This window comes from Neisseria sp. MVDL19-042950 (genome assembly GCF_030504625.1).
Classification (GTDB): Bacteria; Pseudomonadota; Gammaproteobacteria; order Burkholderiales; family Neisseriaceae; genus Neisseria.
The window spans coordinates 97,443-119,970 of the sequence record NZ_JAUKWH010000002.1; the positions used below are offsets into that span (position 1 = coordinate 97,443).

Below are 22,528 nucleotides of genomic sequence, written 5' to 3' on the forward strand. Positions count from 1 at the left end.
AAACTATTGAAAGTAAAAGGCCGTCTGAAAAGAAATACAAGGCCGGACGTGTGTTTACATGCAATGCCCTATGCAAGAAAGGATGACGCGATGAAAGTTTATACCGCCGCCGAAATGCGCGTGCACGAGCAGGCCGCCGTTGATGCGGGCACGAGTTTCGAGCAATTGATGGAAAATGCGGGGCAGGGTGCCGCCGCCGATTTGCTGCAACGCCGTCCGCAGGCGGGCCGTGCGTTGGTGGTGTGCGGCAAAGGCAATAACGGCGGCGACGGGTTGGTGATGGCGAGGGTGTTGCAGCGGCACGGCTGGCGCGCGGACGTGGTGTTCATGCTGGGCGAAAATTTGTCGGAGCTGGCGGAGCTGAACCGCCGCCGTCTGACGGATTTGGCGGGCATCGAATTTATCGATACGGAAAGAATGGAAGGCCGTCTGAAAACGGGCTACGACGTGATTATCGAAGGCATTTTCGGCACCGGCTTCACCGGCAAACTGCCCGATACGGTTGCGGCGGTATGCCGCCGGCTCAATCTTTCAGACGGCCTGAAAGTGGCTTTGGACATTCCCACCGGTTTGAACGGCGACACGGCCGAAGCCGATGCCGATACGTTCCGAGCCGATGTTACTTACACATTCGCCGCCTACAAGCCTGCGCATTTAACCGAGAGCGGCAAGAAATTCTGCGGCGAGATTGTGTGTTTGGATATCGGAATAGATTAGCGGTTTCCGTTATCAGCGGAACATCTGCACCGTCGTCATGCCCAGCGCCGTCAGCAGCAGCGAGCCGAACAAATGCAGCGAAGCCGTGGCCGCCGCCGCGCCCCAACGCTGCATCTGCAACATGCCCACCACTTCGAGCGAAAAGCCTGAAAAAGTGGTTAAGCTGCCTAAAAATCCGGTGATGAGCAGCAAACGCCAATGCGGGCTGAGGGCGGGAAACAGTTCGGACACGGCGGCGGCAACGCCGATGATGTATGCTCCCAGCCAGTTGGCGGCCAGCGTGCCGAAAGCCGCCCATGAAAGCGTGTGCGCGAACCACAAGCCCAAAGCCCAGCGCAACACCGCACCGAAGGCCGCGCCGATAATGATGGCGGAAAGATTGTTTAACATTTTGTTTTACCGTGTGTTTATATTGCAGAGGCCGTCTGAAAACATGTTTCGGACGGCCTGAGATTTTATGATTTCCAAATCTCGTTTTCAGAGCGCAGATAACGGTCGTCGTCGAAAGTTGCCAAAAACTGCGGACGCAAAGCCACGAAAATGGCAGTGAAAATGCCGGTTAAAAAAGCCTCGCCCCATGCAAGTAGAAAAAATACGGGGAATACGGATGTCCACAACACTTCGCCCGAATACGCCTGCACCGTTTGCAGCAGCGCCGCCAAAAGAGCGCCGGTCAGCATCATACCAAGGGCGGCGGCAATAAAGCCGTTGAAAAAGATATAGACAAACAGATTGGCCGGCAGTTTGGCGGCAATACGGCGGCACAGCAGGTTCAGTGCAGCGGAAGGCAGAATGAGAAACAGCACGTTCAGGCTTACCGCATGCAGGTTTTCCGCCCCGTGCAGCCAAGTATAGGGCACCAGCAGCAGCGCGCCCAACCACAAAGCGGCGGGTGCGCCGAGCATCAGCGCGGCAAGACTGATGCCGAGCAGGTGGAAATTCATGCCTGCAAGCTGCCCGCCGCCCACGCCCGCGTTCAAGCTCCACAGCACCGATAAAAACACCGCCGCCACACCCGCCGCGGCAGGCCGTGCGGACACGGCGGCAAAAGCAGGTTTGGCACAAGCGGCCAGCAAGGCGGCCAAAATAAAATGTGCGGCAAGCGCGGGTGCGGGGGTGAACCACGCAGCAAGAAAATTCATAAAAATCCTGCGAAAAAGGGATCGGAGAAATCCGGTTATTATACAGATGCGCGGCGGCGGGAAAGCGGGAAAACACGTTTCAGACGGCCTCAAGCCGGCATCATATCGCTGCGGCCCGTTTGGCACGGCTTGTTTCCGCCGCATCGGGTTTGTTATAGTGAGGCCGTCTGAAAAAGGATAAATACCATGTCGAACACGCTTGAAATCATTGCCGTTCCCGCTTTCAACGACAACTACATCTGGTTGGCGGTACATCAAAACCGCGCCGCCTGCATCGACCCCGGCGATGCCGCGCCCGTGCTGGATTATCTGCAAAAGCACGGCTTAACGTTGGCCCAAATCTGGATCACCCATGCCCATCACGACCACACCGGCGGAGTGGCCGCTTTGAAAAAAGCGTTTCCGGCCTGCACGGTTTACGGCAGCCGCGACATTACCGGTGTGGATGAAACGGTGGGAGAGGGCGGCAAATTCGAGTTCGGCGGGCATGCCGTCGAAGTATGGGCCACGCCGGGGCATACCGACTCCCATTTGGGCTATCTGCTGAATCTTTCAGACGGCCTGCACGTTTTTTGCGGCGACACCTTGTTTTCAGCCGGCTGCGGGCGCGTGTTCACCGGCACCGCGGCGCAACTTTTCGCCAGCCTGCAACGTTACAACGGTTTGCCCGAGCACACCTTGTTTTATCCCGCCCACGAATACACCGCCGCCAACCTGCGCTTTGCCGCCCATATCGAACCCGATAATCCCGATATTCAGACGGCCTTAGCACAGGCAAACCGCACGCCGACCTTGCCGGTTACGCTGGCGCACGAGCGCAAAATCAATCCGTTTCTGCGCACGGCAAAACCCGAAGTGGCGGCGAGAACGGCCGAGTTGTCGGACGTAGGGCTAAACGGAGAAGCGGCGGTTTTCGCGGCGTTGAGGGAATTGAAAAACAGTTTTTAACCGCATGGATTGAGAGAGGCCGTCTGAAACATGTTTTCAGACGGCCTTTGTATCATCGCGAAGCACGGGTAAGAAGAGACGGCTTTGCCGTATTCGGGCGGCGGGCGGGCTGTTTTTTCTGCCGGAAAGAGCCGCCGGCTGCCATACGCAGGCTGAGACCGAATATGGCGAGCCGTGATAAAGCAGGTTTATTCAGTTGCCGCGGTTTTATTTGATTTGCGCATCGAAAACAAACCGCGCTCCGTCGTCTTGCCGCAAAATTTCCGTCAGCACGGGCAGGGTTTCTCGAAGCTGTTGTGCGAGCAGATAAGGCGGGGTGATCACAAACATGCCGCTACCGTGCATGCCGAAACCGTCGGCGCGGGGGGCGTGCACATGCAGTTCGGCGTGCAGATAATTGTCGGGCGACAGTTTTTTGAGTTGTTCCGGCAGCTTGCGGCTTTCTTCGCGGCTCAGGCAGGGATACCACACCAGATAGCAGCCCGATTCAAAGCGTTTTCGAGCTTCTTTCAAGGTGTGAACCACGCGGGCGTAGTCTTGTTTTTCTTCGTAGGGCGGGTCGATCAGCACCACGGCACGGCGGGTGGGCGGCGGCAGCAAGGCAATCAAGCCTTGGTAGCTGTCGGCCTGCGTGATTTGCCCGCGACTGCCCAAGCGGGCTTCATGCATATTGTTTTGCAGATGCTGGAAATCGGCAGGGTGCAGTTCAAACAGCCGCAATTTGTCGTTCGGGCGGGTGAGCGATTGCGCCAGCCACGGCGAGCCGCAGTATAAATTCGGCGCGGGCAGAATGTTTTTCAGACGGCCTGTGAAGTTTTGCAGCGGCTCCGGCAGATTGGCGGCCTGTTGCAGCAGGGCGATGCCTTGTTTGTATTCGCCGACTTTCTGCGCTTCGTTGCCGTGCAAATCATACAAACCGGCATCGCTGTGGGTGTCGATATACCAATAAGGTTTGTCTTTGCGGTTGAAGTAATCCAGTGTGAGATACAGCACGAAATGTTTGAGCATATCGGCATGGTTGCCGGCGTGGAAGGCGTGGCGGTAGCTGAGCATAGTGGCGGGGCCGTCTGAAAAAGTTTGATGGAGAAGGCGCTATTTTACGGGATTTTCGGATTGCAGGCTTGCGGAGAAACGGCCAAATGTTGCAGGCCGTCTGAAAACGGTTTGCTTTCCGGTTTTCAGACGGCCTGTTTGTGTGGTCGGCAAGAACAGCTTATTTTTTATCGTCTTTTTCTTTTTCATCCGCTTTGGCCGTTTTGATGGTTTGCGCGGCCGTCTGAACAGGAAAAATCAGGCTGAGCGGGTTGGCTTTTATCTGCTGCCATATGCTTTTGATTAATTTCGGAATGCTGTCGATGCTGGTGTCGCGGGCGCGCAGGGCAACAAACAGCGCCAGCATGAAGCTCACCCATAAATTCACCAAGCCGATCAGCAGCACGTTCGCCAGATTGACGAAGAAAGACAGCACGCCGATATGCCCGCTCACCGCCGCATAACCGATGTTGGCCGAAGAGAAGGCCACATGGCGGATGTCGAGCGGCAGGTTGAGCAAGTGGCCGAAATAGCCGGTCATGCCCAGCAGCATGCCGAAGACGAAATTTCCTGCCAGCGAGCCGTAATTGGCGTGCATGTATTCGGCAAAGCGCGTGCGTGCGGCGGCAGGCAGAAATTTCTTTAAAAACGGGTTCACCGTGAGGCGGCGGCGCAGGTCGAGATAAGCGGCGCGGTTGTCGAAAAAGCCCGCAATAATGCCCGAGCAAAACAGCCAAACGCCGGCAATGGCGGCATACCACAGCGTAGGTTGGGTAAACGGCTCCACCGATTTGATCTGGTAGGCGACATTGTCCGCATCCAACAGCGGTTGTGCGGTTTGGGTGGCGTAAACCACGGCAATCAAGGCGGCGAGCAGCACGGCCACGCTCACGTTGCCGAATACGGCCACGCTTTGCGAGCGGAATACATCCACCAGCAGTTTGGAAAGTTTGAGCTCCACCACACGGCCTTTTTCGTTGCGTTCCACCTGTTCGGCAAAGCTGGCGGCAGTCATGGCGGGCTGCTTGGTTGCTACGGTGAAGTGCAGCATGTGGATCAGCATAAAGCCGATGCCGTAGTTCAGGCCGTTTAAAAGCGAAGTGGCGAATTCGCCGAAGCCCATTCCGCCGATATGGATTTTGTTTAACGCCATCAGTGCGATCAAAACGCCGCCGCCGGCAGCCGAGCGCAACATCGCCCAGTATTCCTTGCGTGTGCGCGTGATGTAATGTTCGCCGTGGCCGCTTTTGTTTTCGCTGATGCTTTTGGCCAACATTTTGATGCTGCGGCGGCGCAGCAGGGTGGTGCTGTGCTGTTCGACGGCGGCGATAACCATTGAATTCATCAGTTTGATGGCCAAACGGCGTTGGTCTTCGGGGCGGGTTTGGATTTCCAGCAGCAGGCTCAACCGCTCTAAAGTTTGCGACAAACGCTCAAGCAGGTGCGCCACCTTAACCGACGAGCCGGAACCTGCACCCGTGCCTTTTCTTTGCAGGCGTTCTACTTGGTTGCGGCATTGGTCGAGCATCACCTCGATGTGGGCCGTGTCGTAAAGCGAGGTTTCGGTTTGGTAATGTTCCACCAATTTGGCGGTTTCGCGCTTGAGGGCCACAAACGGCGAATCGACATCCAGCAGGCGAGGTTCGATGCGTATCAGGCTGGGTTCGAGTTCTTCCGCCGCCACCCATACCGACAACATCTCCAGCGCATGCAGTCTTTCCTGAGTAAGCTGCCGCGAAGCGGATTGCACGATATTCGGATCGGCATGTGCCAGCAGAAGTTGGTGAAGGTTCAGCCATTGGCGCAGATGGATGCTTTGCAGCCATTTTTCGTCGTTTTGCGAGCGGAAAAGATGCAGAAACACATCTTGCAGGTTGTTCAAATCTTTATAAGAAGGGCTGAAACGCTCGTAAAGACGGATGCCGAGTTCGCGGCTGAAACCGCTTCTCGAAAAAATGCCCAAACCCACCAATGCCGGATAAATGTGCACTTTGGTCAGCCACGCGTAAAAACGGCTGCCGAAAGTGCCGCATAATGTTTTATCGCGCTCCAGCGTGTGCAAAAGCATATCCAGTCTGCCCGAAGCATGGCGGACGCCGCCTTTGCGTAAAAAATCGATAATCGCGTTGAGTATGGTAACGAAGTCGGTGGTTTCCAAACTTTCGGCAAGCAGCGTGTGTAAAGACTGAGGCGTTATTTTTTTCATTCGTATAAATGTAACAGCTTGATTGTGTTGGGTACAAATAAGGACGATTGGATGAAATTACAGCATTTTATTGAAAAATAAACGGCAAAGTAAATGCACGGCGTTGAAAAACAGGAAATTTATTCTATGTTGAAATCATGAAACCAAAGTGCAAAGGCCGTCTGAAATTTCAGACGGCCTGCTTTTGTCGGTCGGGTTTAATCGTTCCACAAAGTTTGCTGTTTCCCTTCCGGCATCAAATGCCCGACACCGATACCGATGAGTCGAAAAGCATCTTCGTTTTGCACGGGTACGCGTTTAACCAGCGTGTGTGCGGCCTCCGATAAAGCCGCGGCATCAGGCAGGACCGAAGAATATGTGAGCGAACGGGTGATGATGCGGAAATCGGCCGTTTTCAGTTTTAAGGTAACGCTGCGCGCCAGCACGTTTTTACGTTTGATTTGCTTCCACAAATCGTCTGCCAAGTGGGGCAGGTGTTTTACCGTATCCGCCAGCGGCAAATCTTCGGGCAGGGTGATTTCGGTAGAAATCTGCAAACGCTCGTGGCTCGGTTTTACCGGCCGCTCATCGTTGCCGCGCGCCAGATCATATAAACGATAACCGTAGCGGCCGAAATAATGCAGCAGTTCTCCCCGTTCGAAACGGCGGAGGTCGCCCGCCGTGTGCATGCCGAGGGCGTTCATCTTCTGCAATGTTACCTTGCCCACGCCAGGGATTTTGCCGAGCGGGAGTGTTTCCAAAAATGCGTCCGCATGCTGCGGCGGCAATACAAATTGTCCGTTGGGTTTGCGCCAGTCGGAAGCGATTTTGGCAAGGAATTTGTTGGATGCGACACCCGCCGAAGCAGTCAGGCCGGTTTCATTGAAAATTTCCGCCCGGATTCTGCGGGCGACTTCGCTGGCATAAGCGATTCCGGCAAAATTGCGGGTAACGTCAAGATAAGCCTCATCTAACGAAAGCGGTTCGATTAAATCGGTATAGCGTGCAAAGATACCGTGGATTTGGCGCGAGATTTCACGGTAAAGTTCAAAATTCGGCGGTATGTAAACAGCTTGCGGACACAGCCGTTTGGCAGTTGCCACCGACATGGCCGAACGTAATCCGAATTGCCGCGCTTCATACGAAGCCGCACAAATAACCGAACGGGGGCCGTCCCACGCCACCACAACAGGCTTGCCGCGCAGGTGCGGCTGTTCGCGCAATTCTACCGAGGCGTAGAAAGCGTCCATATCGATATGGATGATTTTGCGCGTTTGCATGGCTGGTGTTTCCGAAAGAGGCCGTCTGAAAAACATATTGTAATACCGTTTTGCAGCCCGAATCGGGATATTCGGAATATCATATTGCTTTATAAAAACAAAGCCGTTATAATTCCATGTTTTCCAACCTTGCCTTTTACTTTCGCATGGTAAAAGGATTTAATAGCCGTAAGGAGATAACATGCGTCATTATGAGATCGTGTTTATCGTTCATCCGGATCAAAGCGAGCAAGTGCCCGCTATGGTTGAGCGTTACAAAACCATGATTAACGAAGCAGGCGGTAAAATCCACCGCTTGGAAGATTGGGGCCGCCGCCAACTGGCTTACCCGATTAACAAAATCCACAAAGCACACTATGTTTTGATGAACATCGAAACCACTCCCGAAGTGGTTGAGGAGCTGGAAACCGCTTTCCGCTTCAACGATGCCGTATTGCGTCATCTGACCATCAAAACCAAACATGCCGTTACCGAAGCTTCTCCGATGATGAAAGAAGAGAAGTCTAAAAACCTGTTGACAGGTGCGGCTAAAGAAGAAACCGAAACAGCCGAAGCGTAATTAAAGATTGAACAATCTTTTCATCCTTACCGCACAAATCGCCGAATGCGGCAATTTAAGATACACGCCGGCCGGAATTCCCGTGTTGGACGTAACGCTGAAACATGAATCATGGCAGCAGGAAAACGGGCAGCAATGCTTGGTTAAATTTGAAATGGCTGCCAAGATTATCGGTAAGGATGCGCTGAAGTGGCAGCACCGGCAAAATGCAGTAGTGGAAGTCAGCGGATTTTTGGCACAAAAAAGCCAACGCTACCCCAAGCCGGTACTGCGGATACAGAACATTCAAGAATATAAAGGTTAAACGACAATGGCTCGTCAATCATTCAAACGTAGAAAATTCTGCCGTTTCACGGCTGAAAAAATCCAAGAAGTCGATTACAAACAAGTTGATCTGCTGAAAGACTTCATTTCTGAAAACGGTAAAATCATTCCTGCCCGTATCACCGGTACTAAAGCAGGTTACCAACGTCAACTGTCTGTTGCGGTTAAACGTGCCCGTTTCTTGGCACTGCTGCCTTACACCGACCAACATAAATAATTGACGGAGATTAGTAAGATGCAAATTATTCTGTTAGAAAAAATCGGTGGTTTGGGCAACTTGGGCGACGTGGTTACCGTTAAAAACGGTTATGCCCGCAACTTTTTGATTCCGAGCGGTAAAGCAAAACGCGCTACAGAAGCCAACATGAAAGAATTTGAAGCCCGCCGCGCCGAATTGGAAGCGAAACAGGCTGAAATTCTGGCTGATGCCAAAGCCCGCCAAGAAAAATTGAATGGTCAAACTATCACTATCGCTCAAAAAGCAGGTGTGGATGGCCGCTTGTTCGGTTCGGTTACCAATGCCGATATTGCGGCTGCCGTAGTTGCTGTAGGTATTCAAGCTGCTAAATCGAACGTTCGTTTGCCTGACGGTCCTTTGAAAGCCGTTGGCGAATATGAAGTTGAAGTGGCTCTGCATACCGATGCCGTTGCTACTGTTACCGTAGCGGTTGTAGCTGCCGCCGAGTAATTCGGTTTAAAAAACAAACAGGCCGTCTGAAATTTTCAGACGGCCTGTTTTTCTTGTTCTATTGTTAATTCAACCGAATTGATACGGAAAAAGAAGCCTAGCAAATAAATTTTTATTTTTGATACAGGGCAGCAAGTTGTATGGATGGCGAAAGTAGTACGGAGCCGATTCTATTGCCGCTTCGGTGGTTTACAAAATCGTTATCTTCCAACCAAACCAAAGAATAAATTATGAAATATTAACTTTAATAATTATATAATTTATTGACTCTCAGCCACTATGAAAGCAACCAGCCTGAGCACCTTCTCTAAGTAGTTTTATAGCCAAATAAACTTACAATTGCTACGGCGGTGCTACGCCTTAACTTTAAGAAAATAATTTTGTAAACTACCGAAGCGGCAATAGAATCGGCTCCGTACTATTCGTACAGCCCGTGCTCCCTGAGGCCCGTTTTCTTGTATGAGTTTAGTTTTCACGGCTTCTAATATATAGTCATAAAATTTATATATATCAGTAGCTTAATGAATATTCAAGATGTTTGCTTCAAACTCGAATATGACGAACCATGATAAAGTAAGTTTATTCATCATAGTCTTATTCATCTTAAATCGAAATGTTTTCAAATTTAGTTAAATCAATCTTCAGCATTCCTGCACACATCCACTGCTTCCTGCAAACTACTTACGCCGTAAATCTGCAAGCCGGGAAAATCTTTAGGATTTCGCGGCAGGTTGGCTTTGGGGACGATGGCGCGTTTGAAGCCGAGTTTTTCTGCTTCTTTCAAGCGTTCCTGCCCGCGCGCTACGGGGCGGACTTCGCCGCTCAAGCCGATTTCGCCGAAGGCCACCATCTTTTCGGGTAGCGGGCGGTTGCGGAAGCTGGAAAGCATGGCCAGGATAATCGCGAGGTCGGCGGCGGGTTCGTTGATTTTTACACCGCCCACGGCGTTTAGGAACACGTCTTGGTCGAAGCAGGCGATGCCGGCATGGCGGTTTAAGACGGCCAACAGCATGGCGAGGCGGTTTTGTTCGAGGCCGACGGTGAGGCGTTTGGGTGTAAAGCCGTGCGCGTCGTCAACCAATGCCTGAATTTCCACCAACAGCGGGCGGCTGCCTTCTTGAGTGACCAATACGCACGAGCCGGGCACGTCGTCGCGGTAGCTGGCAAGGAAAATCGCCGAAGGGTTGGATACGCCTTTCAAGCCGTGTTCGGTCATGGCGAAAACGCCCAGCTCATTGGCCGCGCCGAAACGGTTTTTGATGGCGCGTATCATGCGGTAGTTGGAATGCTGGTCGCCCTCGAAATAGAGTACGGTATCGACCATGTGTTCGAGCACGCGCGGGCCGGCGATGGCACCGTCTTTGGTAACGTGGCCGACCAAAATCATGGCAATGCCCATCTGCTTGGCCATGCGGGTGAGCTGGGCGGCACACTCGCGCACTTGCGATACGGAGCCGGGTGCGGAAGTGATTTGGTCGGAATACATGGTCTGAATCGAGTCGATCACCACCACGGCGGGTTCGTGTTGTTTTAAGGCCGTCTGAATCGCTTCCATGCGGATTTCCGCCAGCAGGTTTACGCCCTCGCTTTGCAAGCCCAAGCGTTGTGCGCGCAAGGCGACTTGTTGGGCGGATTCCTCGCCGGATACATACAGCACTTTGCGGTTTTTCGCCATCATCGCCACGGTTTGCAGAAGCAGCGTCGATTTGCCGATGCCGGGGTCGCCGCCGAGCAGAATCACCGCGCCGCTCACCAAACCACCGCCCAACACACGGTCGAGTTCGCCCATACCGGTGGGTTCGCGCGGCACTTCGGTGGCGGTTACTCGGGAAAGCTCCTGCACTTGTGCGGTGTCCGCCGCCCACGATTGGAAGCGCACGTTTTTCGGTTCGGGTGCGGCAAGGCTTTCCTGCAAGGTATTCCATTCGCCGCAATGCGGGCATTTGCCTTGCCATTTCGGGGTGGTGCCGCCGCATTCGCTGCATTGGTAAACGGTTTTCGGTGCTTTTGCCATGAGGGTTCCTGTGTTTTAGGCGAGGGCGAAATGCCGCTTGGCCAAGTCTGAGGCCGTCTGAATGTAGCGGCTGTTTGCATACGGATCCAAGCTGTGCGCCAGCGGGATTTTCCGCAGCCATGTAAGCTGACGCTTGGCAAGCTGGCGGGTGGCGGCGATGCCTTTTTCGACAAAAGTATCGTAATCGTATGCGCCTGCCAGATAGTCCCATGCTTGCCGGTAGCCGACGCAACGCATGGAAGTCATGTCGGCGGTGAGTTCGGGATAGGCCGTCTGAAGCCGTTTTACTTCGTCGATAAAGCCTTGTTCCAGCATGGTGAGAAAGCGTTTGGCGATTTGCGCGTGCAGTTCGGCGCGGTCGGCGGGAAGCAGGGCGACGGTGCATAAATCCAGCAGCGGCGTATAGGTTTGCCGTTCGGCGAAGTGCCGGCTTAACGGTTTGCCGGTGAGCATGAACACTTCCAATGCACGCTCGATACGCTGGCTGTCGGCAGGTTCCAAGCGTGCGGCGGTTTGCGGGTCGACGGTTTGCAGACGTTGGTACAGATGCGGCAAACCATATTCGGTTTTTTCTGCCTGTAATGCGGCGCGGATTGCGGCATCGGCTTCTGGCAGGGCATTCAGTCCTTCGGTCAGGGCGTGGAAATACATCATGGTGCCGCCGACGATTAAAGGCAGCCTGCCGCGTGCGTGGATTTCGTTAGTCAGGCGCACGCAATCATTGACGAAATCTGCCGCGCTGTATGTTTCCAACGGAGAGATGATGTCTATCAGATGGTGCGGCACGGCGGCGCGTTCAGCGGTGGTGGGCTTGGCGGTGCCGATATCCATATCGCGGTAAACGAGGGCGGAATCGAGGCTGATGATTTCGACTGGTAGGGTTTCGGCGATTTTCAGAGCCAAACCGGTTTTGCCGCTGGCGGTGGGGCCGAGCAAGGCAAAGGCTTTGGGGGTGTTCATGGGTTTTCAGACGGCCTCTAAGGGAAAGGATGGAATTATAGCAAAAGGCCGTCTGAAAAAGGTTTCAGACGGCCTTTGAAGCTGCCATAATGTTAAGGTTTTGAATGTAAACGAAACCGTATCGATAAAAGCCGTCAGGCCGTCTGAAAGGAAAATAGATGAAACCCGCGAAATTTTTGAAACTGGCCGCTTCGGTGTTGCGCCGTTTGGATGTGCTGTTGCCGCCGGAGGCGGCGGAGCCGGACTGGAAAGCGTTGGCTTACCGTTGGCAGAGCATCGGCCGCCGCGGTGTGTTGGAAAGCCTGCCGCAGCCGCACACTTTCCCGTTGAACAGGCTGGCGGCGGTGGATGCGCAGACGGCGCGGCTGGTGCGGAATACCGAGCAGTTTTTGGAAGGCCGCCCGGCCAATAACGTGTTGATGACCGGTGCGCGTGGTACGGGAAAATCTTCGTTGGTAAAGGCTTTGCTGCACGAATATGCGGATCGCGGCTTGCGCCTGATCGAGGTGGACAAAACCGATCTGACCAGTTTGCCGGCATTGCTGACGCTGCTGGAAAAGCGCAAAGAGAAATACATCGTTTTTTGCGACGATTTGTCGTTTGAGAGTGGCGACGATACTTACAAAGCCTTGAAAACCGCACTCGACGGCGGGCTTTCGCAACGGTGCGGCAACGTGCTGGTGTACGCCACGTCCAACCGCCGGCATCTGATGCCCGAATATATGGATGAAAATTTGGCGGTTACGGGCGGGCGCGGCGAAGTGCATCCGCAAGAGGCGGTGGAAGAAAAAGTGTCGTTGTCCGACCGTTTCGGCCTGTGGTTGAGCTTTTATCCGTTCGACCAAAACGATTATCTGCAAGCGGTGGCGAACTGGTTGGACGACTACGGCCTGCCGTTTGACGATACCGCCCGCCAAGCCGCATTGAGTTGGTCGCTGTCGCGCGGCAGCCGTTCGGGGCGCGTGGCGTGGCAGTTTGCCTGCGATTGGGCGGGCAGATTGCCGGAGCAGAGGATTGTGGATTGAATGTACCACCAATGATAAAAAGGCCGTCTGAAACCATATTTTCAGACGGCCTTTTTATCATTGGGGCAGGTGTAATTCAGTTTTCTTGCTGTTTCGGCCGAAAAGCGGGTTTGAGCCTCACGTACAGTACCCGGGTAACAATCGCCACGGTGTCGCCGTGTTTGTCGAAGATGCGCACTTTCATTTCGGGCAGGTATTTGTCGCCGTTTCGAGTGTGTTCGTAAATGTCTTGCAGCATTTCGTCGGTAAGCGTGCATTCGATATAAACCGCACTGCGCCCGGGTTTGATGAAATCGATGTGCGCGGATTTATCCCACACAAAATAACGCTTGCCCATCAAGCCGTTGAGCATCACCGAATAAGTAACGTCGGTCATGGCAAACAGGCTGCCGCCGAATTGCGTGCCGTGGGCGTTGCGTGTGCCCGGCCAGTTTTTCAGCGTGGCTTTCATGTGGCGGAAGTCGGACGAAAGCTCGGTAATGCGGATACCGCTGAAGAGGAGCGGCGGCCACAGGTTCAGTAAAAAACGGGCTTGGGCGGCATGGCGGAAACAGGAACGGAGTCGGAGCATGGTTTTGTGTAAGGCGGTTTTCAGACGGCCTGAGGCCGTCTGAAACGGTTGGGCCGTTATTCTTTGGTTTCGGTGCTGAAAAACAGTTTTTTCTGACGGAGCGGGTTGCCGTCGGCATCGGTTAGGACGGCTTCGGCGGCAGAAAACTTAATTACGGCCAAGCTGATGCTGCCGTTTTCGGTTAACGCGCTGTTGACAATCATGCCGGCTTCCTCGCCTTCGCTGTGTACGGCAACGCCGGCGGCTTCGGGCGAAGTGCCGATTAAGACGGCCAAGCCACGTTTTACTTGGCCGCGGTATTGGGCGCGGGCGATGATTTCCTGCCCGGGATAGCAGCCTTTTTTGAAATGCACGCCGCCGATGGTGTGCTGGTTGAGCATTTGGGCGACGGCGGTTTCGGTGGTGGCGGCGGAAATCCACGGGTAGCCGCTTTCGATTTCATGCACATTCCAATTATTTTCGGCGGCGGCATCGTATTCGGGCAGGAGGTCTGCCAAACCGATATTCAGACGGCCTTGATGGGGCAGGGCGATACTCCAAATGCCGTTGCGGTTTTCGGCGGCAAAAGCCAGCGCGGGGGATGCGGCGGCTTGCGGTACGGCGGTTTCGCCCAGTTCGCAGGCTGCGGCAAAGTCAGGCAATGGTTCGAACACGACTTTGGCCCGTAAAACATACATGTGCAGGCGTTTGATAACGGGTTCGACCAAATCGGCGGCCATCGCCAGCAGCAAATCGCCGCCGCGGTTTAGCACGAGCATATTGGCGATTACGCGGCCTTTGGGGGTGTTGTAGGTGGCGTAGCAGGCTTGGTTTTCCTGCAAGTTGTTGATGTCGTTGGAAAGTTGTCCGTGTAGGAAAGCGGCGCGGTCGTCGCCGCTCACGCGCACGATGCCGAAAAAGGGCAGACGGGTTTGCATGGGAATCCTTTTTTGTGTGTCGGGGGGTACGGTTTATATTTTAACGCTTGGGCTGCATGGCTTAAAGGGATTTCTGGAGGCCGTCTGAAAACGGTGTCGGTGCATAAAATGCCCGTTGATATAGCGGGCTTTCTGCTAAAATCCGACTTTGTTATTTTGAAGCAAACGGATACCGCAAAGGCCGTTGTGTTGCGCAGTTTGCTTTTTCAGACGGCCTGTTCAGGTGCATTATGTTTTCCATCCTTACCATCACGGCTCCCGTATTTATCATTATGGGCATGGGCTATTTCGCCATGCGCTTCAATTTTTTCACCTCTGCGCAGATTAACGGCATGGGTAAATTCATCATCCATATCGGTATGCCGATGCTGGTGTTCTCGGCGATTGCCACACGTCCGATTGCCGAAGTGCTGAACCCCGCTTATATGTATGGCTATGCGCTCGCTTCGTTGTTGGCTTTTACGGCAGGTTGGCTACTGAGTTTGAAGCGTGGGCAGAATAAAGTGCTGGCAGTGTTTAACGGCTTGGGCACCGGTATGTCGAATACCGGCTTTATCGGCTATCCGCTGCTGCTGATGGCGATAGGCCCGCCCGCCGGGGTATTCTTTGCCATGAATGCGCTGATTGAAAACGTGCTGGTGGTGCCGCTGATGTTCATTTTGGTTGATTTTGCCCAAAGCGAGCATACCCGCCTCGGTAAAACATTGTGGCAGATATTCAAAAATTTGATGAGGAATCCGATTTTTATCGGCTTGCTGGTTGCTTTGGTGTTTGCCGTCGGCGGCATTCCCGTACCTGCGGTGCTGGAGAAAGTCAGCTCCATGTTGGCTTCTGCGGCCTCTCCGCTGGCCTTGTTTGTGATCGGTGCGGGGTTGTACGGGTTGGAAATTCGCGGCAGTTTGAAAGATATTGCGGTGGTAACGGCGGGCAAGCTGTTGATGTTTCCGCTGCTGGTGGTGCTTTGCTTGTGGCTTTTCGGGGCGGATAGGGACACGGTTTTCACGGGGGCGTTATTGGCCAGCGCACCGATGGCAAGTATGTACGCCTTGTTTGGGCATAAATACGGTTTTGAACGGCAAACTGCGGCGGCGGCATTGTTTACAACTATTGTGTCGTTCTTTTCGGTATCGTTGGTTTTGCTGCTGTGGCGTTAGCTCGGGCGGTAATATCGAGAGCCGAGGAGTTTTTTGTCGTGCGTTGTCCGCCGGCTCTTCGGTTGGGTGCCGGATGATATGCTTGCATTTTTTCTGCCGCCGAATTTTGAGTCGGATTGATATCTCAAAACAAAAGCAACAGGCCGTCTGAAAACGATATTTCAGACGGCCTGTTGCTTTTCGAGGAGTGTTCCTGAAAACGGCGGGTTTATTGTTTAATCAATTCCAATTCTACCGGAATGGATTTTTCCACGGTTTCTCCGGCAATGATTTTCTTCGCCGTATCTACACCCAGTTCGCCGATTTTGGCCGGTTTTTGAGCGACAGTAGCTGCCATTTTGCCGGCTTTCACTGCGGCTTGTGCGTCATCGGTGGCATCAAAACCTACGACGACAACGTCTTTTTTATTGGCGGCTTCCAAGGCTTTAACCGCGCCGAGGGCCATTTCGTCGTTATGGGCAAATACGGCTTTGATGTTCGGGTGGTTTTGCAGAATGTTTTCCATCACATTCAAGCCTTTTGTGCGGTCGAAGTCGGCAGGCTGTTTGGCAACGATTTTGATATTTTGCTGGGCATCCATCACTTGATGGAATCCTTCACCCCGTTCGCGGGCGGCCGAAGAGCCGGGAATGCCTTCCAATTCGACCATTTCACCGCCGGAGGGAAGTTTTCCGACGATAAATTCGGCCGCCATTTTGCCGCCGGCAACATTGTCGGAGGCCACATGGGAAGTTACTTCGGCTCCTTTTACGGAACGGTCGATAGAAATTACCGGTATACCGGCTTTAGCGGCACGGTTTACCGATGCGGCGGCAGCTTCGGAGTCTGTCGGGTTGATCAGCAATACTTTGATGTTTTGTTGCAGTAAGTCGTCCACGCCGGCGGCTTGTTTGCCCGAATCGTCGTTGGCATCCACCACAACCAGTCTCAAACCGAGTTTGTCTGCCTGAGCTTGGGCACCTTCTTTAAGGTTGACGAAGAACGGATTGTTTTGAGTGGAAATAGCCAAACCGACGGTGTCTCCGGTGGCGGCCGATGCGGTTCCCGAGGCTGCGTTTTCTGCCTTTTGCTGGCCGCAGGCTGTTAGAAGTATGCCGGTAATCAGCAATACGGAAGCTTTGCGTAGAAATTTCATAGTATTCTCCATTCAGGGTTTGATAAGACAGATCAAGAGCTTTTACGGTCCAGCAGTACGGCAAATAAAATTACCGCACCTTTAACAATCAATTGGTAGTTGGCCGATACGTTCAAGAGGTTTAAACCGTTGCTCAACACGCCGAGCAATATCACGCCAACCAATGTGCCGAAAAGCCAGCCGCGGCCGCCGGACAGACTGGTGCCGCCCAAAACGACGGCGGCAATCGCATCCAGCTCATACATAACGCCGGCATTGGGGCTGGCCGAAGACAAACGGCTGGTAACCACAAGCGCCGCCAAGCCCGAAAGCATGCCGGATAGCGTGTAAACCCACATTTTGAGGCTTTTTACTTTTAAGCCTGAGATCAGCGCTACATCTTCACTGCCGCCCAGTGCGTAAACATGGCGGCCGAAGCGGTTTTTTTTCAGAATAAACCATAAAACGAAATAAGCCAGCAGCATCAACACCACCGGAGTGGGAACGGTATCAAACAGATAGCCGGCACCGATTTCATTGAAGAAACCGTCCACATTGATGCTGATGGGTTTGGATTGGGAATATTCCTGCGCAATGCCGCGAAACAGAATCATGGTGGCCAGAGTGGCGATGAAAGGTGCGATACGGCCTATTGAAATCAGCAAGCCGTTTACTGCACCGCAGGCGGCTCCGAGCAAAAGGCCGACGCATGAAGCCAACATGGGGTCTATGCCGGTGTGAATCAGACTGGCGGTAATGATGCCGACCAATGCCAAAATCGCGCCGACGGACAAATCGATACCGCCGATCAGAATCACAAAAGTCATACCGAAAGCCAGCAGGCCGCTGTAAGTGATTTGGCGGAGTACACTGAATAAGTTGCCCGTAGTTAGGAAGTTGGGCGTTGAAAAACTTAAAACGACCGACAAAACAACCAAACCCAGCAAGGGGCCCATTTTTTTGAAGATCGAACCGATTGATAACTGTTTCATGCTGCGTTTCCTCCGGCTGCAAGAGCCATAATTTTTTCTTGGTCGGCCTGTTTGGTGTTTAGAATGCCGGTAAGATGCCCTTCGCACATAACGGCTACGCGGTCAGATACGCCAAGCACTTCGGGCAATTCCGATGAAATCATGATGATGGCGACTCCTTTTTTGCTCAGTTCGTTGATCACGCGATAGATTTCCGCTTTCCCGCCGACATCGACACCGCGTGTAGGCTCGTCCAAAATCAAAATTTCCGGCATTTCCATCAACCATTTGGCCAAGACAACTTTTTGTTGGTTGCCGCCTGATAAACGGCGCACCGCTTCTTCCGGATTGGCAACTTTGATTTTCAGTTTCTCAATCGCTTGTTTTATATAATTTTCTTCTTGCTTCCGGTCTATCAATCCGCGTCGCACCGGCAGGTGGGCCAAAGTGCTGTTTTCGAGTACGCTCATATCGAGAATCAAACCTTTGGCTTTGCGGTCTTCGGTAACGTAAGCGATTTTGTGATGAATCGCATGGCGCGGGGTTTTAATGTTCACTTTCTCGCCGTTAATCCGAATTTCTCCTTGGGTGCAATGCGAAAGGCCGAATAAAAGATTGGCAATTTCAGTACGGCCCGAACCGATTAGACCGGCGAGAGCGAGAACTTCTCCTGCACGCACATCAAAACTGACATCATGTACTTTAAGGCCGTCTGAAAGATTGCTGACTTGCAATTTCACTTCGCCGATGTTGCTGTCCCGCTCAGGGAAACGTTCGTTTAACTCCCGTCCCACCATCATGCTGACGATTTCGTTGAAATTCGTATCGGCAACGGCTTTCGTGCCGGCCGATATACCGTCACGGAGCACGGTAATGCGGTGGCATATTTGGAAAATTTCTTCCAAACGGTGCGATACATACACCAATCCCACACCTTTTTCAGCCAGTTGGTTTACCAATGCAAACAGCCGTTGGATTTCCGGTTCTGTTAAGGCGGCGGTAGGTTCGTCCATGATAATCACTTTTGCATCCGCGGATAGGGCGCGGGCTATTTCTACCAGCTGTTGTTGGCCTACCGAAAGGTTTTTGATTAATGTATCGGGAGAAAAATTGGCTTGCAGGGCGGATAAGTGGGTGGCGACAATTTGGTTCATCTGCTGCTTTTGCAAGATGCCGTGTTTAACGATTTCGCGACCCAGAAAGAAGTTTTCCGCCACCGTCATTTCGGGGAGCAGATTGAGTTCTTGGTGGATGATGGCAATGCCCAGTTTTTGCGCATCAACCGGCGTTTTGATAGCTTGGGGTTGGCCGTCAATCAGCACTTGACCTTGCTCGGCTTGATAGATGCCGGTAAGAATTTTCATTAAGGTGGATTTGCCTGCGCCGTTTTCGCCCATCAGAGCGTGCACTTCACCGGCATGCAAATCGAAATCTATGCCGCGCAATACCTGCACGGGGCCGAAGGATTTGTTGATTTGCCGCATTTCCACCAATAAACGGGGCTGGGTAGTCAAAACGGTACTCCGGAATGAAGGATTATATTGGTATAAGAGGTTGTGTCGCCCGTACGTACGATGGCTCGGGCATGTTGCGACAATTGTTTGAGTTCGTCGTGTGAAACGACATCGATTGACAGGTTTTGCGCTTCCGCATAATTTCGAGCGAATTGCCACAAATTCGGGCTGTGGGTCTCAGTTGGAGCGGCTAACGTGATTTTTTCCAAATAAACTTCTTCCAACACCGCTTCCAATACCTGTTGCAGCGTCGGTATTCCGAGTGTTACCGCCAAATCGATGCAGGGGACGTGTGGAGGCACGGGCAAGCCGGCATCACCGAGAACCAGCATATCTCCATGCCCGAGCGTGGCAATCAGTTTGGACAATTCTGCGTGAAGTACACCGGTTTTTTTCATGGTTTTTCCTTTGCATAAACTCAAAGGTGCGTTGTTATGATCCACATGAATTGTTTGATAACAACACATTCACAACATTAAGGCCGCAACTTCGGTTTATTTCTAACTAAGTTAAGGGTAAGTGTAATAGCCAATTTATGCTATTTGCAATTTAATATTTCATTAAAATTCAATTGGCTGAATTGAATCGGGTATTTAGCTGCCGATATGGTTGATGTATGCATGAAAAAAGGTGTTTAGCGGTTTTTTAAATTATTGATGCACTGTTTGTCGCGTGTTTCAAATGCTTGCGCGCCTCCGAGCAAGTCGAGCTGTTCTTGTGCGCTGATTTTACTGAGTGATTGGATTTGCTTTTCGGAAAGTTTTTCCAACGGTTCGTTCCACATACAAACGCAATAATCGGTGATGATTTGTTCCGATTTGTTTTCCAAGCCGTTGACTTTTAAATCGGCCTGCCATTTTTCGGAAAACGGTACGTTTTTAATGCAGGACTCGATAATCGCTTGCTTGGCTTTCGGTTTGGAAAGGGCGCATTGCGACAGAAAGTAAAAACCGGCCAGCAAAGCCATCACCACCCAAAACCAGATACGGACGGTGCGGATTTTGGCTTTGGCTTTGCGGCGCTGTTCTTCGGGGGATAATTCCGGCTTATCCGTTGCTTGCATGCAGACTCTCCATGCGGATCATCACGATCGGTTCGTAAACGCAATCCAAGGCTTCTATGGCTACGATGGCTTTTTTGATGTTTTTCTCAACCGTGCTGTGCGTGAGGATGACAATTTCGGCGATTGTTTGTTTGATTACACCTTTTTGAATTAGCGCCTCAATCGAAACATTTTCTTTCGCCAGAAGGTTGGCTATTTGGCCGAGCACGCCCGGTTCGTCTTTGGCTTGTACGCGTAGATAATAGCTGCTGGTGATTTCGTCCATAGACAGCATGTTTTGCGCTTTGACTTGGCTGGGTTGGAAAGCCAAATGCGGCACACGGTTGCCTGTGTCGGCGGTAATCAGGCGGCTGATGTCGACAATATCCGCCACTACCGCGCTGGCTGTCGGCAATGCGCCCGCACCTGCCCCGTAATATAAGGTTTCTCCAACCATATCGGCATCAACACGCACGGCATTCATTACGCCGTTTACATTGGCCAGCAGGCGGCATTCGGGAATCAGGGTGGGGTGCACGCGCAATTCGATGCCTTTGTCGGTTTTGCGGGTAATGCCCAACAGTTTTACGCGGTAGCCGAGTTCTTCGGCGTATTTGATATCGCGGCTGTCGAGTTTGCTGATGCCTTCGAGATAACAGGCTTTGAAATTCACGGGTGTGCCGAAAGCCAATGCACTCATGATGGTAATTTTATGGCCGGCATCATGGCCTTCTATATCGAAAGTGGGGTCGGCTTCGGCATAGCCCAGCTCTTGAGCCTGTTTCAGCACATCGGCAAATGCACTGCCTTTCTCGCGCATTTCGGTTAGGATGAAGTTGCTGGTGCCGTTGATGATGCCGGCGATGGATTTGATATTGTTTGCAGTTAAGCCTTCGCGCAGGGCTTTGATGATGGGGATGCCGCCGGCAACCGCCGCTTCAAATTGCACCATAACGTTTTTCTGCTCGGCCAGCGAGAAAATTTCATTGCCGTATTCCGCCAGCAGTTTTTTATTGGCGGTAACAATATGCTTGCCGTTGTTGATGGCTTCGAGCACCAGTTCGCGGGCGATTTCGGTGCCGCCGAACAGCTCCACGACAATATCGACTTCGGGATGTTTGACCACGCTGAAAGGGTCGTTGGTAACCAATGTGTGTGTGTCGCAAACCGCGCGGGCTTTTTCAGCGTCGCGGGTGGATACGATGAATACATTGACATCACGCCCCAAGCGGCGGCTGATTTCCACTGCGTTTTTACGTAAAACGCCGACAGCGCCGCTGCCGACTGTTCCCAAACCTAAAATCCCGATATTGACTGGCTTCATCGTATCTCCTTGAGCCGTTGTATGTTAGTATGAAGACGTGAAATTGTTTTATAAAAAAGGATTTAATCCTAACCGAAAATGCCCGTTTCTGCATCTGAATTTTTATGGAATCCTGATTATGCTGATTGAAGAAAAAGCCGTTCCCGGACAGCCCGATATTACCGGTTGTGTACCCGGAACCATAGAAATCAACGGCGAGCCTTACAACGAAGCCGTTATTTTACAAGGCAGGCGCATCGGCAAACCGTTAAAGGAAACGGCGGCGGAGCTTAGTGCGGAAGATTTTTTTCAGACGGCCTCATCAGATGAAATGTTGCCCGAGGTGATATTGGTGGGAACAGGAGAGAAACAGGTATTTCTGCATCCCAAAATAGCGGCTGCTTTAGCAGCAAAAGGCATCGGTTTGGAAAGCATGACGACAGCGTCTGCATGCAGCACGTTTAAGATTTTACAGAGTGAGGGCCGCCGAGTCTGGGCATGGTTATGGCCTTGACCGGCGGATGGTGGGGCGGGAGGCCGTCTGAAATAAAACGGATTCCGGCGTATAAACCGAACCGATGCAAAACATGAGATTGAAAGCCGCTCTGTCGGATATGAATCGATGTGAAAGCTGTTGCCAAGATCGTGAACCTTGCAACAGCTTTCAATAATTAAACTTTCAATAATTATATGTTCATTTCCAATCGGGTTTGGGGTGGTAGAAGCAATTGGTAAGCCGGCAAGTCTAAAGCCACAGCCATTTTTTCGATATTGGAAAGCGCGATATTCCAGCGTTTGCGTTCGACGGCGGAAACATAAGTACGATCCAAACCGCACCGGCGGGCGAGTTCTTCTTGCGACCAACCTTTGTTGACACGGAAGAGACGCATGTTATAAGCCAGCACGGCGCGTAAATCGTTTTCGTCCGGCAACTCGGCGGGAGCCGTGAGTTTGTTGCCCATCATGTATTTCCTTGTGAATTTGCTTTAACGGATTTTACTTCACATTCGGTTGAAGTTCAAAGGCCGTCTGAAAACAGGTTTTGTTTCAGACGGCCTTTCATACAAG

25 protein-coding genes are annotated in these 22,528 nt (G+C 52.3%); 9 read left to right on the forward strand and 16 right to left on the reverse strand.

The genetic code is table 11. The features are described from left to right. Window positions 1–90: 90 nt before the first annotated feature. Window positions 91–717: an NAD(P)H-hydrate epimerase gene (locus Q0X97_RS02095; protein WP_302065734.1), complete on the forward strand. Its 627-nt coding sequence runs from the start codon at window positions 91–93 to the stop codon at window positions 715–717. A 12-nt stretch (window positions 718–729) separates the two neighbouring features. Here the strand turns inward: Q0X97_RS02095 and crcB are convergent, their stop codons facing one another. Together crcB and Q0X97_RS02105 are read right to left on the reverse strand one after the other, a co-directional pair. Continuing rightward, a complete protein-coding gene (crcB, locus tag Q0X97_RS02100; RefSeq protein ID WP_302065733.1) occupies window positions 730–1,107 on the reverse strand; it encodes a fluoride efflux transporter CrcB in 378 nt (125 codons plus the stop codon). Between the two features lie 65 nt (window positions 1,108–1,172). Beyond that, window positions 1,173–1,859, reverse strand: a complete 687-nt coding sequence (locus Q0X97_RS02105) for an energy-coupling factor ABC transporter permease (RefSeq protein WP_302065732.1) — start codon at window positions 1,857–1,859, stop codon at window positions 1,173–1,175. Window positions 1,860–2,045: 186 nt separating this feature from the next. Here Q0X97_RS02105 and gloB point away from each other — a divergent pair, with 186 nt between their 5' ends. Then, a complete protein-coding gene (gloB, locus tag Q0X97_RS02110; protein ID WP_302065731.1) occupies window positions 2,046–2,807 on the forward strand; it encodes a hydroxyacylglutathione hydrolase in 762 nt (253 codons plus the stop codon). Window positions 2,808–3,014: 207 nt separating this feature from the next. On the opposite strand, the gene Q0X97_RS02115 is transcribed toward gloB, so the two are convergent. The 3 genes from Q0X97_RS02115 to dinB form a co-directional block, all read right to left on the reverse strand. Next, window positions 3,015–3,860: a 23S rRNA (adenine(2030)-N(6))-methyltransferase RlmJ gene (locus Q0X97_RS02115; protein WP_302067662.1), complete on the reverse strand. Its 846-nt coding sequence runs from the start codon at window positions 3,858–3,860 to the stop codon at window positions 3,015–3,017. Window positions 3,861–4,020: 160 nt separating this feature from the next. After that, window positions 4,021–6,045 (reverse strand): site-specific recombinase, encoded by a 2,025-nt coding sequence (locus Q0X97_RS02120; RefSeq protein WP_302065729.1) that lies wholly within the window; start codon window positions 6,043–6,045, stop codon window positions 4,021–4,023. 197 nt (window positions 6,046–6,242) lie between these two features. Further along, window positions 6,243–7,304 carry a DNA polymerase IV gene (dinB, locus tag Q0X97_RS02125; RefSeq protein WP_302065728.1) on the reverse strand — a complete coding sequence of 354 codons (1,062 nt, stop codon included), beginning with the start codon at window positions 7,302–7,304 and terminating at the stop codon, window positions 6,243–6,245. Window positions 7,305–7,485: 181 nt separating this feature from the next. On the opposite strand from dinB, the gene rpsF reads away from it, so the two are divergent. Genes rpsF through rplI form a run of 4 tightly spaced genes read left to right on the forward strand, consistent with a single transcriptional unit; the run spans window position 7,486 to window position 8,875 of the window. Beyond that, on the forward strand, window positions 7,486–7,863 hold the full coding sequence (rpsF, locus tag Q0X97_RS02130) for a 30S ribosomal protein S6 (protein ID WP_107879231.1): 378 nt from the start codon (window positions 7,486–7,488) through the stop codon (window positions 7,861–7,863). Between the two features lie 7 nt (window positions 7,864–7,870). Further along, window positions 7,871–8,167, forward strand: a complete 297-nt coding sequence (priB, locus tag Q0X97_RS02135) for a primosomal replication protein N (RefSeq protein WP_302065727.1) — start codon at window positions 7,871–7,873, stop codon at window positions 8,165–8,167. Window positions 8,168–8,173: 6 nt separating this feature from the next. Continuing rightward, window positions 8,174–8,404, forward strand: coding sequence for a 30S ribosomal protein S18 (gene rpsR / locus Q0X97_RS02140; RefSeq protein ID WP_004283421.1), 231 nt, complete (start codon window positions 8,174–8,176; stop codon window positions 8,402–8,404). Between the two features lie 18 nt (window positions 8,405–8,422). Continuing rightward, window positions 8,423–8,875 (forward strand): 50S ribosomal protein L9, encoded by a 453-nt coding sequence (rplI, locus tag Q0X97_RS02145; RefSeq protein ID WP_302065726.1) that lies wholly within the window; start codon window positions 8,423–8,425, stop codon window positions 8,873–8,875. Window positions 8,876–9,509: 634 nt separating this feature from the next. Here rplI and radA read toward each other — a convergent pair. Next, the gene (radA, locus tag Q0X97_RS02150; protein WP_302065725.1) at window positions 9,510–10,889 is read right to left on the reverse strand and encodes a DNA repair protein RadA; all 1,380 of its coding nucleotides are present in this window, start codon (window positions 10,887–10,889) and stop codon (window positions 9,510–9,512) included. Between the two features lie 15 nt (window positions 10,890–10,904). Next, window positions 10,905–11,849 (reverse strand): tRNA (adenosine(37)-N6)-dimethylallyltransferase MiaA, encoded by a 945-nt coding sequence (gene miaA, locus Q0X97_RS02155; protein WP_302065724.1) that lies wholly within the window; start codon window positions 11,847–11,849, stop codon window positions 10,905–10,907. Between the two features lie 158 nt (window positions 11,850–12,007). Between miaA and Q0X97_RS02160 the strand changes: the two genes are divergently transcribed. Beyond that, entirely contained in the window at window positions 12,008–12,874 is an 867-nt protein-coding gene (locus Q0X97_RS02160) for an ATP-binding protein (protein WP_302065723.1), read from the forward strand. A 76-nt stretch (window positions 12,875–12,950) separates the two neighbouring features. Here the strand turns inward: Q0X97_RS02160 and Q0X97_RS02165 are convergent, their stop codons facing one another. Both Q0X97_RS02165 and Q0X97_RS02170 read right to left on the reverse strand, forming a co-directional pair. Beyond that, window positions 12,951–13,445, reverse strand: coding sequence for a DUF4442 domain-containing protein (locus tag Q0X97_RS02165; protein ID WP_302065722.1), 495 nt, complete (start codon window positions 13,443–13,445; stop codon window positions 12,951–12,953). Between the two features lie 56 nt (window positions 13,446–13,501). After that, the gene (locus Q0X97_RS02170; RefSeq protein ID WP_302065721.1) at window positions 13,502–14,362 is read right to left on the reverse strand and encodes a folate-binding protein YgfZ; all 861 of its coding nucleotides are present in this window, start codon (window positions 14,360–14,362) and stop codon (window positions 13,502–13,504) included. Window positions 14,363–14,592: 230 nt separating this feature from the next. Between Q0X97_RS02170 and Q0X97_RS02175 the strand changes: the two genes are divergently transcribed. After that, window positions 14,593–15,516, forward strand: coding sequence for an AEC family transporter (locus Q0X97_RS02175; RefSeq protein WP_302065720.1), 924 nt, complete (start codon window positions 14,593–14,595; stop codon window positions 15,514–15,516). Window positions 15,517–15,724: 208 nt separating this feature from the next. On the opposite strand, the gene rbsB is transcribed toward Q0X97_RS02175, so the two are convergent. From rbsB to Q0X97_RS02205, 6 genes are all read right to left on the reverse strand, one after another. Next, on the reverse strand, window positions 15,725–16,651 hold the full coding sequence (gene rbsB, locus Q0X97_RS02180) for a ribose ABC transporter substrate-binding protein RbsB (RefSeq protein WP_302065719.1): 927 nt from the start codon (window positions 16,649–16,651) through the stop codon (window positions 15,725–15,727). A 32-nt stretch (window positions 16,652–16,683) separates the two neighbouring features. Further along, window positions 16,684–17,622, reverse strand: coding sequence for an ABC transporter permease (locus Q0X97_RS02185; RefSeq protein ID WP_302065718.1), 939 nt, complete (start codon window positions 17,620–17,622; stop codon window positions 16,684–16,686). Continuing rightward, window positions 17,619–19,115, reverse strand: coding sequence for a sugar ABC transporter ATP-binding protein (locus Q0X97_RS02190; RefSeq protein WP_302065717.1), 1,497 nt, complete (start codon window positions 19,113–19,115; stop codon window positions 17,619–17,621). The genes Q0X97_RS02185 and Q0X97_RS02190 overlap by 4 nt, the downstream gene beginning before the upstream one ends. Beyond that, on the reverse strand, window positions 19,112–19,513 hold the full coding sequence (gene rbsD, locus Q0X97_RS02195) for a D-ribose pyranase (RefSeq protein WP_302065716.1): 402 nt from the start codon (window positions 19,511–19,513) through the stop codon (window positions 19,112–19,114). Before rbsD ends, Q0X97_RS02190 begins: the two co-directional genes overlap by 4 nt. Window positions 19,514–19,749: 236 nt before the next feature. Then, window positions 19,750–20,178: a hypothetical protein gene (locus Q0X97_RS02200; protein ID WP_302065715.1), complete on the reverse strand. Its 429-nt coding sequence runs from the start codon at window positions 20,176–20,178 to the stop codon at window positions 19,750–19,752. Beyond that, a complete protein-coding gene (locus Q0X97_RS02205; RefSeq protein ID WP_302065714.1) occupies window positions 20,162–21,481 on the reverse strand; it encodes a homoserine dehydrogenase in 1,320 nt (439 codons plus the stop codon). Before Q0X97_RS02205 ends, Q0X97_RS02200 begins: the two co-directional genes overlap by 17 nt. Window positions 21,482–21,599: 118 nt before the next feature. Here Q0X97_RS02205 and Q0X97_RS02210 point away from each other — a divergent pair, with 118 nt between their 5' ends. Continuing rightward, window positions 21,600–21,974: an Mth938-like domain-containing protein gene (locus Q0X97_RS02210; RefSeq protein ID WP_302065713.1), complete on the forward strand. Its 375-nt coding sequence runs from the start codon at window positions 21,600–21,602 to the stop codon at window positions 21,972–21,974. 172 nt (window positions 21,975–22,146) lie between these two features. Here Q0X97_RS02210 and Q0X97_RS02215 read toward each other — a convergent pair whose 3' ends face one another. Then, a complete protein-coding gene (locus Q0X97_RS02215) occupies window positions 22,147–22,425 on the reverse strand; it encodes a helix-turn-helix domain-containing protein (protein WP_302065712.1) in 279 nt (92 codons plus the stop codon). Window positions 22,426–22,528: the final 103 nt, after the last annotated feature.

What these genes read in the sequence shown, in the direction of transcription:
- Q0X97_RS02095 (WP_302065734.1), top strand. Translation starts at nt 91, where the DNA reads ATGAAAGTTTATACCGCCGCCGAAATGCGCGTGCACGAGCAGGCCGCC.
- crcB (WP_302065733.1), bottom strand. Translation starts at nt 1,107, where the DNA reads ATGTTAAACAATCTTTCCGCCATCATTATCGGCGCGGCCTTCGGTGCG.
- Q0X97_RS02105 (WP_302065732.1), bottom strand. Translation starts at nt 1,859, where the DNA reads ATGAATTTTCTTGCTGCGTGGTTCACCCCCGCACCCGCGCTTGCCGCA.
- gloB (WP_302065731.1), top strand. Translation starts at nt 2,046, where the DNA reads ATGTCGAACACGCTTGAAATCATTGCCGTTCCCGCTTTCAACGACAAC.
- Q0X97_RS02115 (WP_302067662.1), bottom strand. Translation starts at nt 3,860, where the DNA reads ATGCTCAGCTACCGCCACGCCTTCCACGCCGGCAACCATGCCGATATG.
- Q0X97_RS02120 (WP_302065729.1), bottom strand. Translation starts at nt 6,045, where the DNA reads ATGAAAAAAATAACGCCTCAGTCTTTACACACGCTGCTTGCCGAAAGT.
- dinB (WP_302065728.1), bottom strand. Translation starts at nt 7,304, where the DNA reads ATGCAAACGCGCAAAATCATCCATATCGATATGGACGCTTTCTACGCC.
- rpsF (WP_107879231.1), top strand. Translation starts at nt 7,486, where the DNA reads ATGCGTCATTATGAGATCGTGTTTATCGTTCATCCGGATCAAAGCGAG.
- rpsR (WP_004283421.1), top strand. Translation starts at nt 8,174, where the DNA reads ATGGCTCGTCAATCATTCAAACGTAGAAAATTCTGCCGTTTCACGGCT.
- rplI (WP_302065726.1), top strand. Translation starts at nt 8,423, where the DNA reads ATGCAAATTATTCTGTTAGAAAAAATCGGTGGTTTGGGCAACTTGGGC.
- radA (WP_302065725.1), bottom strand. Translation starts at nt 10,889, where the DNA reads ATGGCAAAAGCACCGAAAACCGTTTACCAATGCAGCGAATGCGGCGGC.
- miaA (WP_302065724.1), bottom strand. Translation starts at nt 11,849, where the DNA reads ATGAACACCCCCAAAGCCTTTGCCTTGCTCGGCCCCACCGCCAGCGGC.
- Q0X97_RS02160 (WP_302065723.1), top strand. Translation starts at nt 12,008, where the DNA reads ATGAAACCCGCGAAATTTTTGAAACTGGCCGCTTCGGTGTTGCGCCGT.
- Q0X97_RS02165 (WP_302065722.1), bottom strand. Translation starts at nt 13,445, where the DNA reads ATGCTCCGACTCCGTTCCTGTTTCCGCCATGCCGCCCAAGCCCGTTTT.
- Q0X97_RS02170 (WP_302065721.1), bottom strand. Translation starts at nt 14,362, where the DNA reads ATGCAAACCCGTCTGCCCTTTTTCGGCATCGTGCGCGTGAGCGGCGAC.
- Q0X97_RS02175 (WP_302065720.1), top strand. Translation starts at nt 14,593, where the DNA reads ATGTTTTCCATCCTTACCATCACGGCTCCCGTATTTATCATTATGGGC.
- rbsB (WP_302065719.1), bottom strand. Translation starts at nt 16,651, where the DNA reads ATGAAATTTCTACGCAAAGCTTCCGTATTGCTGATTACCGGCATACTT.
- Q0X97_RS02185 (WP_302065718.1), bottom strand. Translation starts at nt 17,622, where the DNA reads ATGAAACAGTTATCAATCGGTTCGATCTTCAAAAAAATGGGCCCCTTG.
- rbsD (WP_302065716.1), bottom strand. Translation starts at nt 19,513, where the DNA reads ATGAAAAAAACCGGTGTACTTCACGCAGAATTGTCCAAACTGATTGCC.
- Q0X97_RS02200 (WP_302065715.1), bottom strand. Translation starts at nt 20,178, where the DNA reads ATGCAAGCAACGGATAAGCCGGAATTATCCCCCGAAGAACAGCGCCGC.
- Q0X97_RS02205 (WP_302065714.1), bottom strand. Translation starts at nt 21,481, where the DNA reads ATGAAGCCAGTCAATATCGGGATTTTAGGTTTGGGAACAGTCGGCAGC.
- Q0X97_RS02210 (WP_302065713.1), top strand. Translation starts at nt 21,600, where the DNA reads ATGCTGATTGAAGAAAAAGCCGTTCCCGGACAGCCCGATATTACCGGT.
- Q0X97_RS02215 (WP_302065712.1), bottom strand. Translation starts at nt 22,425, where the DNA reads ATGATGGGCAACAAACTCACGGCTCCCGCCGAGTTGCCGGACGAAAAC.